Source organism: Psychrobacter sp. SWN149 (assembly GCF_015864565.1).
Lineage (GTDB): Bacteria > Pseudomonadota > Gammaproteobacteria > Pseudomonadales > Moraxellaceae > Psychrobacter.
Genome location: NZ_JADYWX010000002.1, coordinates 401,885 through 414,098 on the forward strand (window position 1 = coordinate 401,885; position 12,214 = coordinate 414,098).

A 12,214-nucleotide genomic window follows, 5' to 3' on the forward strand; every position below is an offset into this window, starting at 1 on the left:
GTTAGTCATTGTTCAGTGTTGGCGATTTGTCCAATACGGCTTCATAGAGCAGGGCAGGCTTGGCATCTAATAAACCACTACCGAAACCGCGTAACCACCAGACCAGCTGTGAGGTCAAATTGATCGTCGCTTTTATCGTTAGAGTATTATCATCATTTGATAGGACAATTTGATCGTCACTCAGCTTGCTTTCGGTGAGGCTTTTGCCTGCTTGCTTGGTAAATTGTAGCTCAACGGCTGTGTTTTTACCACGTTCAGCCAGTGTACCAAATAAAGGATGACTAAAGCCCATGCTGCCTTCATCTAGATAAGTATCTAGTTGAAAGTCTTTGGGTGTCTGCGCTGGGCTATCGAGAATCTCAACGCTGTCAAATCGATGCAGTGCAAAGGTGCGAATGATGGATTCTTGGTCATCAGTACGAGTCGCTAGCAGATAGATAATTACCCCGCGCTGGATAATGGCAATGGGGTTTAGGGTATATTCGCTGGCTTGTGATTGATTGCCACGGGTATAGCAGGCACTGATTTGTAATTGATAAAACAGCGCGTGATAGATATTGTCTTTGCTGTCCAAATCTATATCTGGGGCGATAAGAGGCTGCGTGGCAGGTTCGATACTCACTCTGTCTATCCACGAGTGAGTTACCTTGCTGTTTTTGAGCTGTCGCCGCGCTAAGTCAAACCAAGGAAACAGCTCATCTAAGATAACAGGCGGTAGTAGCTGCGTTAGATTGGCTTCAACCATATTGAAAGCCACGGCTTGTGATAGGTTCATATGTGGCAAGCTCTGGAGCGGTGCATCATCACACCAACGCCATCCTTGTGGGTTGGCATTGTTTTTTTCGATAGGAAAGCGTTTGGCCAGTGCGTTTAAGTCACGCTGTACAGTACGCAGACTGATATCAAAGCCTGCCATCATTAGCTGGTCATAGATATGCGTGGTGCCGACCCAGCGGTTGCGTTGTAGCTGAGACAGTACTTGCCACTGCCGAGCAGTTGTCGCTGCACCGTGGCGATTATCATTACTGTCCTTTGAGGCACTGCTATCCGCCGTTACTGGCGTGTCCGCTTGCTCATGAGACTCTGCTCGAGTTTGAATAGTATCGGCGCCAGTAGGGGTTATAGTCATTGGGAGATAGCCTTTATAAAGTCACAAGTCGATTCTGACAGTTCTGATAGTTATAACAGTTTTTTATGCGGGATAGTCATTCCACTATAAAAGTATGACTGCGCCAACCTCGCTTGAAGTATTCAATATATAGTCAAAGAAGTCTAAAATGGATACAAGGCAGCCGACCGAAGATTGTACAAGTAGTACATCTAGGAAGAATAACGCCGTAGCCGTTTAGCAGTTCTCTGACTATACCTCTACGCTCGGTTGGCCTTGTCCTACTTTTAACTTGAATCGACTATAGAAGCGTTTATCATCGCAGAAAAGCCGCATCGCGTTTAGAGACGTTCGTCTGCGTTTATATTCTATCAAATGCTGAACGCTTTAATGTCATAAGCGAGCAGGTTACGTCACTAGATGTCGTCTACTATTATGTCAATGGGTCTGCTTTTTTCTTGATGATCGATGCTTTTCTCAATACTAGAGTGCTGCTCAGCATCAGAAATTTGCTTGTCATCAGTTTTGTCAGGGTCTTTTTTCGTCTTTTTAAGCGTGTCTTTTTTGCGCTTAGGTGCCTTTTTTTGGTGCTTTGCTTTGGGCTTTTTCTTTGATTTCTTATTCTTTTTTTCATCATCGATGTCATCGCTACTATTTTGGTTTTCATCCCAAAGCATCAGACGACTTAGTACTTTGCCAAATAATGTGTCTTTGCGATAGCGGTCTTTTTTATTCGTCGTGTCAATGGGTAGACCTGTCATCAATGTTAATGCTTCGCTGAGTGTATAGACGCCATAGATATGAAAGTTGCCAGCTTTCACTTCTTCAATGATATCGTCACGCAGCATCAACTGCTTAACATTGGCCATCGGAATGACCACACCTTGCTCACCCGTTAGGGCTTGCTCACGGCAGGCATCAAAGAAACCTGCGATTTTGGCATTGATACCGCCAACCGCTTGTACTTCACCCAATTGATTCATCGAGCCCGTAATGGCGAGGGATTGGTTAATCGGCACGTTTGCCAAGGCAGACAGTAGCGCACAGCCTTCGCTGACGGTCGCGCTATCACCATCGATTTGGGCGTAACTTTGCTCAAACGCGAGCGACGCACTAAAGTTCAGCGCATGGTGCTGGCTAAAGAGCGCACGTAAGTAGCTGGTCATGATGAGCATACCTTTAGCATGCAGGCTGCCACCTAAGTCCACATCGCGCTCAATATCTAGAATTTCACCAGCCCCGATATTGGGTTGAATGACAGCAGTCAGACGGGCGGGCATGCCAAACTCACTGTCCGCATAACTGACGACGGTTAAGGCATTGACCTGCCCAACAGCAACGCCTTTTGTTTGGATAAGCTGCTGACCATTTTTGAGCTCATCCCAGTACAGGTCACGAAGGTATCCTGAGCGTTCATCCATATCATCGATTGCTTGAGTAACGTGATCAGCTGTCACTAAACTTTGATCATCCAAGCGGGCATGGCGGTTTGACTCATGTAGCAGTTTAATCAGTAAATCGCTATGCAGGCTCAAACGGTCTTGCTCTTCAGCTTGTAAGCTTAAATGCTCAAGCAAAGTGGCTTGTGCACTACTGTCAAAAGGGTACAAGTCGGCATAATCAATGATGTCTGCCATTTTTGCGACCAGTGCCAGTTCATGCTCGCTGGTGCGTGACACGTCGTCATGAAAGTCTGCGCGGACTTTGAACACCGCATCAAACTCAGGCTCAAGCTCTAACAGCTCATAGTAAAGATCCGCTTCACCCAACAAAATAACTTTGATATCTAGCTCAATCGGGGCAGGCGATAACGACAAACTGCCAGTCAATGTCAGCATCTGCTCAAGGCTAGAGAGTTTTATTTTGCGTGATTGCAGCGCACGCTTTAATCCTTGCCATGCATAAGGGTGCTCAAGCAAGTGGCTGGCTTCTAACAATAGATAACCACCATTGGCACGGTGCAGCGCCCCTGCTCGAATCATGCTGACATCGGTTGTCACCGTACCCAGTTGCGTGATTTGCTCGACATGCCCCAGCAAGTTGAGATGGGTTGGTAAGTCTTCGAACACCACAGGCGCGCCACTGTCTGGCGTGTGACTCACAATAACATTGACCGCATAGCGACTGGGTGTTGTGGCAAGGGCTGCAGTCACAAACTCTTCATCATCACCATTGACGATACGCTCGACATGAGTAACCATGTCAGAAAATACCGTTTTAAGATACTCGATGACCAGCGGATGCGCGGTGAACTGCTCATAAATAGGTGTAAATAGTGGCTCTAGCGCGCGCTGTGCAATACTACGATGTAACGCCTCTATGGCATCATTGGCCTCATCTTCTAACTGCTCAAGTGCAATCGTTAGTTGACTGAGTCGTTTTTGCATATGGTTTTTTTGTGCAAAGTTACTCAGTTCGGCCTCGTAGTCACTGTTGCTATAGGCACTATTACCATACTCAGACTTTTTATCATTGTTACCGATATCGCTATCAATATTGGCATCATTATTCAGATCAAGAGTATCAGTCTCATGGCGGTCTTCTGCCGTTGAGGTACGCCCATGGTTATTAATAGCAGCTTTATTATCGTTACCCTCACTCTCTACCGCAAGCTTACTGGGATGAACGAACATGGCTTTATTATCAAAGGGGCGGAACGTCAAGGCCAAATCGTATTGCTTACCCTCGGCGTTGAGCACCTCATAAGCCTGACTTTCTTTTTGATGCGTGTTGTTTTTGATGGCTTCAATTTTGCTTTGGTATTGGTCACTTCTAAAGCGTTGGCTTAGGCGTTTTTTGGCGTGTTGCCACAAGTGGTTGACTTGCTGTTGCAGCAGGGATGCTTGACCGGCAGACAGGCGCAACGCCAATGGAGTGCGTGGATCCGTAAAATTATGCACATAGACCCAATCGTCAGGCGTCGTCTCATCAGCAGCAATGCGGGTCAGTAAACGGCTAATGATGGTGCGTTTACCCAAACCATTCTCACCTGCAGCAAATACATGGTAGCCACTCGCTTTTATATCTAGAGCCGTATGCAAGGCTTTAAGCGCACGCTGTTGACCAAAGCCAACGTCTAAGTCAGGCGCAGTACGAGTATCTGTTGGCAGATCATCAGGGTCGCTATAGCGCTTTAGTTGCTCAGCTGAAATGACACAGTTTTGCTGAACCTCAACGAATATAGGATGCGGCGTCTGAGCATCATCCGGCGTAGCCTCTGCTGAGTCAGTAATAGGGGATGCTACATGGTTAGCGTCTTTTGATACATCAGATAGGGGCGTGTGTGAATGTTCGGTCATAGGCGTTGAGGTATCATCTTAAAGGTATTAAAAGGAGTCGGTATTCTATCGAGCTTGGTGTTTCGTATTTGCTCTGAGTGTCTATAATATCGTGAATCAATCAAGACATACTACAAGATATGGTTATGTTTTAACCATACTATTATGCGTATTTTGTATTATATCTATAAAAATCACTAGTATGGCCAGTACAAACAAGCCCATTAATCAGGATATTCGATGCTATCAAAGCAGAATAACGCCTCATGATAGGCGCAGATAGTATAAGATGTCGCATATTGGCGCAATCTGCAACTATTCAATGAGCAGACTGCATGATAAAATAGTCGGTTCACATGTCAAAACTGGATAACTTGTTGTATGTCAGCTTCCGCTAAAACCACCTCTTCTGCTAGCACAGGTACTATCCGCATTGATCCAACCGGCTTTGTAAAGCTTGGGTCACAATTGCCAAAGCTGGCCAATATCTTGGCACAAGCCGTCAATGAGCTGGGCCTACCGTTAACCCAGATGCAGCAGCGCACGTTATTGTTTTACTTAGACCAGCTTTTGTTGTGGAATAAAGCGTATAATCTGACCGCTATCACGGATCCAGAAGAAGCCCTGATCAAGCATGTGATTGATTGTTTGTCTATTATAACGCATTTACCATCAGGCTCGCTGCTGGATATCGGCACAGGTGCAGGATTGCCTGCGGTAATTATTGCGATTTGTCAGCCTGATCGCCAGTGCACGGCACTTGATAGTAACCAAAAGAAAATCCGTTTTATCAAGCAGATCAGTAGTGAGCTTGGTTTGAGTAATATGCAGCCCATTGCTTCGCGTATCGAAGCCCATGAGGCTAGCTATGCTGTGGTGACATCTAGAGCCTTTGCCAGTCTGATAGATTTTGTGGAAGTGGCACAGCCAAGACTGGCGGATGGCGGGTACTTATGTGCGATGAAAGGTAAAGCGCCAAGCGAGGAAGAACTGCAAGCGTTAGAGGGTGGTTGGCATATCAAAACCATCAAGCTGATCGTGCCGCGCCTACATGACAGCCGTCATTTAATTGAAATGTCCAGTCGAATTGCCTAAGCTATTAATGCTTTTAAGTGATTGAGTAGTCATGAAACAAGGGCATTTTTTTGTGAAACGTAGTTTACGTCTCTGGCTAAATGACATAGTATCTAACAGCATTGACATTTATCGCAGCTGAGTTAATCGTAAGAAAAGAATCAGTAATAGACCCCAATGAAATCGAGTGAGTGTATGGAAATCATCGCAATTGCGAATCAGAAAGGCGGCGTGGGTAAAACCACAACAGCGGTAAATCTGACCGCCAGTTTGGCTGCAAAGCGCAAGCATGTACTGCTGATTGACCTAGACCCACAAGGCAATGCGACTAGTGGTACTGGTGTCGACAAAAACGAGCTCGCGCTGACGATAGCAGATGTGCTACTTGATGGTGTGTCATTGTCTGATGCTATCGTGGCCAGTCCTGCTGGGTTTGATGTCATTGGTGCCAATCGCGACTTGGCTGGCATGGATATCACCTTGATGAGCAAGACCGACAGCCATGAGCTGTTTAAAACGGCGATGACAGCACTGGTTAATGATCAAGTTGCCCAGCAAAAACCCGCCTATGATTATGTGATTATAGATTGTGCGCCAAGCTTAAACTTGCTGACCATTAATGCCTTGGTCGCCACTGATAGTGTGATTATCCCTATGCAGTGTGAGTACTATGCACTTGAAGGATTGGCAGATTTGTCACAGACGATTGAGCGTTTAACAGAGCTGAATCCCAAGCTGTATATTCGCGGTGTCGTCAGAACCTTATTTGATGCACGCAATACGCTTGCTCGAGATGTCTCTGCTGAGTTAGAAGCACATTTTGGTGACATCATGTATAAGACGCATATTCCAAGAAATATCCGCTTAGCTGAAGCGCCCGCACATGGGCTGCCAGTCATCGCGTACGAGAGATGGTCAAAAGGTGCACGCGCTTATCAAAAGTTGGCCGCTGAAGTAATGAAACAAAGCAGTTAGTTTTAATGATGTTTTTTAATAAAAAACAAATTCGATAAAAAAGTATTTAACAGCATATTCAGTAAGCCGTATCAGTAATCAATTGGCTTTTATTTTAGTGTTAGAGGATAGGCAATCATGGCGAAGAAAAGAGGGTTGGCGGCTAATCGAGGTTTAGATGCCTTGCTTGGGTCAATCAAAAAAGAAAAGCAAATTACCGCCTCTGCATTGCAAGATGACATGGCAGCGCGCGACAATGCTTTGCTTACTGCTGCGCCAGATACCGATATGCCAAACGCTAGCCAATCAGCGACAACAGATCGCACGTCAGACAATGACACATCAAAGGTTCGTTCAATTGCTGCTGATGATAGTGACGTCAGTCAGCGAAAAACCCGTGCGCCGCGTGCGACAAGTAAGAGCAGTATGCATAAAACTGGCGCTAATAAGAACCGCGTTAGTGGCGTTGATGCCAGCACTGAAGATCAAATCAGTTTGGTACAAATTGATGTTACTCGTCTACAGGCAGGTAAATACCAGCCACGCCGTGATATGAGTGAAACCGCCCTTGCAGAGTTGGCGTCTTCTATTAAACAGCATGGAGTGATGCAGCCTATTGTTATTCGTCCGCTATTGGCAAACGAGGACAAAAGCGAGGCATTTGTTACCCATGAGATCATTGCAGGGGAGCGTCGCTGGCGCGCGGCAAAAATGGCAGGAAAATCTGTTATCCCAGCCATTGAGCGTGCCTTGTCAGATGAGCTGGCGATCGCGCTAGCACTGATTGAAAACATTCAGCGTGAAGATTTATCAGTGATCGAACAGGCGGCGGCACTACAACGCTTTCATACGGAATTTGGCATGAGTCATGCGATGATTGCTGAAGTCGTTGGTAAGGCACGTACGACAGTATCGAACTTGTTACGCCTCAACCAATTGCATGATACGGTAAAAGATCATTTGGCTAGCAGTGCATTAGATATGGGTCATGCACGCACTCTGCTTGCGCTATCTTCTGAGCAGCAGCCTATTATTGCCCAAAAAATTATCGATGGCGGCATGACGGTGCGAGAGGCCGAAAAACTGGTCAAATCAATACTGCAGCCTGCGCCCAAAGCCAATCGTATCGAACAAGCACAGTCTCGTGACGCTGAACGTCTGACCCAAAGACTGACCGATATGTTGGGTGCACAAGTTAAGCTCAAACATAAAAAAGATGGGCAGGGCAGTGTTGAGATTTTCTTTGAAAGTCAGGATCAGCTGGCCGCTTTAATCAAGCACATAGAAGCACAGTCTTAACATAGGGTCGAGTTAGTATTTTCTGTTCATATACTGACTTGCCTGCATAGCAACGATAACGACGATAGCAACGATTTTTTCAACAACATGGAAGAAACTGAATATGTGGGAGTTGGTAAAAGCGGGTGGCTGGCTGATGACACCTATTGTTGTGTGCTCAATACTCGCACTGGTGATCATCATCGAGCGGAGCCATACCCTACAGTTCAACAAAATCGTTCCAAGCAGATTGCGTGAGCAGCTCATTACTCGTCTGCGCGAAAATGGCGATATTGGCCGCACGCAATTGATGAATGTTCGAGAAAAAACGGCGCTTGGGGATATTTTAGCGACCGGCTTGCTCTATCGCCAATATGGTCTAGAGTCTATGACCATGCACATGCAAAACCGTGCTAGTGTGCAAATACACCATTTAGAAAAAAACATCAATATGCTGGGTACGATTGGCGCGATTTCGCCATTGCTCGGTTTGCTAGGGACAGTATTAGGCATTATCTCCTCATTTTTAGCGATTACTGATGGGGCCATGCAAGACCCAACGATGTTAGCCGCTGGCGTTTCACAAGCGCTTATTACAACTGCTGCTGGTATGGTTGTTGCGATTCCTGCACTGGTGGCTTATCGATATTTTCAGCGCCGTATTATTGATATCAATGCTAAGTTTGAGACCCAAGCAGGGCTAATGGTGCAAGAGCTATATGATTATCAGTTGCTTGATTATGCTCATGTGGCGATGCCCGCTAATTATGTGCCAGTCGATGACAGTATGGCTGATGATGAGTTATTTGAGGGGTTAAGTTCAGACAAAGCCAGCATCGCTGCGCTATAGTCAGTGAGGTTTTATAGACAAGCATGCTCAATCCTATGATTATGATTGGCAGTTAAATTGAAGAGACGGATATGCGCTTTAGAAAACCGACGGTTGAGCCACTTGAAATCAATCTAACGCCGATGATTGACTGCTTATTGTTTTTGATTGTATTTCTGCTATTAGCGACTTCATTTAACCACTTTAGTCGTCTAAATATTATTCTTCCTGACGCTGAAGGTGTCGCGCTCACCGAACAAAACAACAGCATTGAAGTCGCGGTACAAGAGGATGGCAGTTATTCAGTGAATGGCATCACCCTTGCCAGTAGCAATGAGGCTGAATTGATCAGCATGCTACAGCAAGAGGCAGGTAGTAATCGTGATATGCTCTTTGTGATTGCTGCTGATGCTAATGCCACTCATCAATCTGTGGTACGGGTGATGGATGTTGCAGGAAAACTAGGGTTTTTGAACCTTAATATCAGTACGGTTGTACCACTTGGTCAACCATTACCGCAATAGTATATAGTTGCTTTATATCACTGTTTTATATTACTAATTTATATAGTTACTTTATATTGCCACTTTAGCGCCACTAATAATCCTATGAAGCTGTGCTTTTAGCACAGTTTATTCATATCATAATACCCAAATTGAGGCTTTTATGAGCCAAATATATCAATCCGACTCAAAAGTATCCGCTAATAAACTGTCAGCGGAGCCATCAACGACGCCTAAACGTCAGACTCTACTTCGTCTACTAAGGTATTTAAAGCCGTACTGGTGGGCATTGGCACTGACTGTGTTAGGTTTTGCGATTAATGCTGGAACAGAGATATGGATTGCTAAGCTTTTGCAGTATATTACTGACGCTATCAATCAAGGCGATCAGAGCAAGCAAAACCTGTTTCCATTACTGATTATCGCATTGTTCTTCGTACGTGGTTTGGGTAGTTTTTTGGGTAACTATTATTCTGCTTTGGTCTCGCGTAATTTGGTGTATGAATTGCGAGTAGAGGTTTTTAATAAATTGCTGCGTTTACCAAGCTCATTTTATTTGGCCAATCCAGCAGGTACTATTTCATCAAAGCTCATATTTGATGTGGAACAGGTCACAGCAGCCAGTACAGAATCTATGAAGACGGTGTTGCGTGATGGCCTGACAGTAGTGGCTTTGCTTGGATTTTTGCTCTATAGCAATTGGCGTTTGACCTTAATTTTATTTCTGGTACTACCACCAATACTATGGCTCATTCGCATTGCATCTAAGCGTTACCTAAAATTGTCTAAGGGTATTCAAGAGACGATGGGTGATGTCAGTCATATTACCAATGAAGTTATTGGCGGCTATCAGGTGGTCAAAAACTATGGCGGACAAGCATACGAGGCCGAACGTTTTGATAAGACATCAAAAAAGAATCTACGCCAAGGTATGAAGGTAGTCGTTACCAATAGTATCAATACGCCAGCAGTACAGCTGTTGATGGCAATAGCGATGTCAGTTGTGGTTTGGCTCGCACTGCGTCCATCGGTGATTAATAATATTTCAGCTGGTGAGTTTATCTCCTATATCGCTGCGGCTGGTCTACTGAGTAAGCCTGTCCGTTCGCTGACAGATGTGAACCAAAAGTTGCAAAAAGGCATCGCGGCTGGCGAGTCAATTTTTGCGCTGCTTGATGAGCCAGAAGAACAAGATACAGGTGTGCTCAGCTCAGCCTTAACCGGTGAGATGAAGCTTGATAATGTCAGTTTGATCTATCCAGATTCGACAGTGGCACTGCGCGACTTTACGCTAGATATCCGTGCAGGAGAGACTGTTGCATTGGTAGGGCGTAGCGGGGCAGGTAAATCCTCCTTGGTAAACTTGTTAACACGTACGCTCACCACAACTTCAGGACAGATCACACTGGATGGTATGCCAATCGAAGATATCAAACTAGAGAGCCTGCGTGCTCAAATTGCGATGGTCAATCAGCAAGTGGTTCTGTTTAATACAACGGTATTTAACAACATCGCTTATGGTAGCTTAGCCAATAAGAGTCAGGCCGAAGTCGAGCGCGCTGCAAAAGATGCATTTGCTCATGACTTCATAATGAAAATGCCAAATGGCTACCAAAGCGAAATCGGTGCGGAAGGTTTGCAGCTATCAGGTGGGCAGCGTCAACGCTTGTCTATTGCTCGTGCTTTATTAAAAGATGCGCCCATTCTCATTTTAGATGAAGCAACCAGTGCGCTGGACAACGAGTCAGAGCATTATATTCAGCAAGCGCTAGACAATGTGATGAAAAATCGCACGACGCTAGTGATTGCCCATCGACTGACCACTATCGAGTCTGCTGATCGTATCGCTGTGTTGGATGCAGGGCAGATTGTCGAGCTAGGCACGCATACAGAATTGATGCAGTTGCAAGGCCATTATGCACAGATGTATGACCGTGATTTTGAATAGAGTCATGTGATTCTATTTCAATATGCATTTTATGATAAAGCAGCACTGAATGCATTTTATGATAAAGCGGCACTGAATTTATAGAATAAGTGGTCAATAAACATGAGCATTGAAACGACAGTGACACGTGCATGGCAACGACAAGCTCCTTGGTTGTGGCTATTGCTACCCATTAGCTGGTTGTACGGACTCATCACGATGCTCCGTCGTCAAGCTTATAGAATTGGTTTGCTATCAAGTTATCGTGCGCCTATTCCCATCATGGTTATTGGTAATATCAGTGTGGGCGGTAGTGGAAAAACGCCATTGATCATTGCATTAGTTGATTATTTACAGGATAAAGGCGTTAAAGTCGGGATTGTCAGTCGTGGCTACGGTGGGGATTCGAGTCAAATGCCAGCATTGGTTACCGCGACTAGTTTGCCAAATGTAGTAGGGGATGAGCCTTGCTTAATTGTCAATATGACAGGGGCTGCAATGGCAGTATGCCCCGATCGTCAGCAAGCAGTGAACACCTTATTAAAAGCTTATCCAGATTTACAATTAATTATTGCAGATGATGGCTTGCAGCATTATGCATTGCAACGTGATATTGAGTGGATTGTCGTCGATTCGGCACGCGGTTTTGGCAATGAGCAGCTACTGCCAACAGGGTTTTTACGTGAGCCAATGTCACGACTGCAGGGTGCCACTGTCATTTACCATGAAAAATTAGAGACAGGCGCAAATGATAATAAAGACAGTTTGCCTTTAGCCAATCGTTTGACTATGCATCTGATGCCTGACAAATTGCATCACCTGTGGCAACCTGAACCAACTGGTACTAACAAAACTAATGCCAAAGTGAAAATTGACATGCCTGAAAAGGGCAGTCAGGTACACGCCGTCAGCGGGATTGGTTATCCGCAGCGTTTCTTTGATACCTTGGGTTCTATTGGCTTTGAAGTAATCGGTTATCCTTATCCTGACCATTATGATTTTAGCTTGGCTGAGCTATTACAGTACCCTAACTATCCGATTGTGGTCACGAGTAAAGATGCGGTCAAAATAAGAGCATTACTATCGGCGTATACAGCAGCGCAAGCCCTAAGTGATGAGTATATAGAGCTGGTCAGTAGACTGTGGGTATTACCAGTGACAGCCGTACTCTCTAATAGTTGTTATGACAATTTAGACGAGCAACTCAAGACACTAGGTATTCAGTCTGATCCTGATATCCGTATGAAAACCATGTGATAGATA

Annotated in this window: 9 protein-coding genes; 7 read left to right on the top strand and 2 right to left on the bottom strand. The window is 45.2% G+C overall.

Translation table 11 applies throughout. The features are described 5' to 3' along the window. Position 1: 1 nt before the first annotated feature. Positions 2-1,129, bottom strand: coding sequence for a helix-turn-helix transcriptional regulator (locus I6E86_RS04400; RefSeq protein WP_197175623.1), 1,128 nt, complete (start codon positions 1,127-1,129; stop codon positions 2-4). Between the two features lie 395 nt (positions 1,130-1,524). Beyond that, on the bottom strand, positions 1,525-4,407 hold the full coding sequence (locus tag I6E86_RS04405) for an ATP-binding protein (protein ID WP_197175624.1): 2,883 nt from the start codon (positions 4,405-4,407) through the stop codon (positions 1,525-1,527). A gap of 360 nt (positions 4,408-4,767) precedes the next feature. Between I6E86_RS04405 and rsmG the strand changes: the two genes are divergently transcribed. The 7 genes from rsmG (at position 4,768) to lpxK (ending at position 12,208) form a co-directional block, all read left to right on the top strand. Next, a complete protein-coding gene (gene rsmG / locus I6E86_RS04410) occupies positions 4,768-5,481 on the top strand; it encodes a 16S rRNA (guanine(527)-N(7))-methyltransferase RsmG (RefSeq protein WP_197175625.1) in 714 nt (237 codons plus the stop codon). A gap of 174 nt (positions 5,482-5,655) precedes the next feature. Continuing rightward, positions 5,656-6,435 (top strand): ParA family protein, encoded by a 780-nt coding sequence (locus I6E86_RS04415; RefSeq protein ID WP_197175626.1) that lies wholly within the window; start codon positions 5,656-5,658, stop codon positions 6,433-6,435. 117 nt (positions 6,436-6,552) lie between these two features. Further along, positions 6,553-7,713, top strand: coding sequence for a ParB/RepB/Spo0J family partition protein (locus tag I6E86_RS04420; RefSeq protein WP_197175627.1), 1,161 nt, complete (start codon positions 6,553-6,555; stop codon positions 7,711-7,713). Between the two features lie 103 nt (positions 7,714-7,816). Continuing rightward, a complete protein-coding gene (locus I6E86_RS04425; protein ID WP_227680530.1) occupies positions 7,817-8,542 on the top strand; it encodes a MotA/TolQ/ExbB proton channel family protein in 726 nt (241 codons plus the stop codon). A gap of 71 nt (positions 8,543-8,613) precedes the next feature. Continuing rightward, entirely contained in the window at positions 8,614-9,045 is a 432-nt protein-coding gene (locus tag I6E86_RS04430) for an ExbD/TolR family protein (RefSeq protein WP_194363046.1), read from the top strand. Positions 9,046-9,187: 142 nt separating this feature from the next. Then, positions 9,188-10,972, top strand: coding sequence for a lipid A export permease/ATP-binding protein MsbA (msbA, locus tag I6E86_RS04435; RefSeq protein ID WP_227680531.1), 1,785 nt, complete (start codon positions 9,188-9,190; stop codon positions 10,970-10,972). A gap of 102 nt (positions 10,973-11,074) precedes the next feature. Then, a complete protein-coding gene (gene lpxK, locus I6E86_RS04440; RefSeq protein WP_197175629.1) occupies positions 11,075-12,208 on the top strand; it encodes a tetraacyldisaccharide 4'-kinase in 1,134 nt (377 codons plus the stop codon). The last annotated feature ends 6 nt before the right edge of the window (positions 12,209-12,214 follow it).